The following is a 377-nucleotide window of genomic DNA, read 5'->3' as shown; positions in this document are numbered from 1 at the left end:
CGCACGACTTCTGCACGGCCTACCCGCAGGCCAACGCGCTCATCGTGGCCTGCGAGTTCTGCTCGCTGTGCTACCAGCCCACCGACCTCGCGATCGGCTCCCTGCTGTCCAACGGCCTCTTCGGCGACGGCATCGCGGCGGCCGTCGTCCGGGGCCGGGGCGGCGAGGGCATCGAGCTGGAGCGCAACGGTTCGTACCTGATCCCGAAGACCGAGGAATGGATCATGTACGACGTCCGCGCGACCGGCTTCCACTTCCTGCTCGACAAGCGGGTCCCGGCGACGATGGAACCCCTCGCGCCGGCCCTCCAGGACCTGGCCGGCACGCACGGCTGGGACGCCGCCGACCTGGACTTCTACATCGTCCACGCCGGAGGC

The 377-nt window shown here is 70.0% G+C and carries 1 pseudogene; it reads left to right on the top strand.

Going from position 1 to position 377, the window contains the following annotated elements:
- Positions 1 to 377, top strand: a pseudogene (locus ACLWS4_RS37815) (type III polyketide synthase); the annotation flags it as partial.

It is taken from the genome of Kitasatospora sp. SC0581 (assembly GCF_048159585.1).
Classification (GTDB): Bacteria; Actinomycetota; Actinomycetes; order Streptomycetales; family Streptomycetaceae; genus Kitasatospora.
This window is presented reverse-complemented; position numbering and strand designations above follow the sequence as displayed.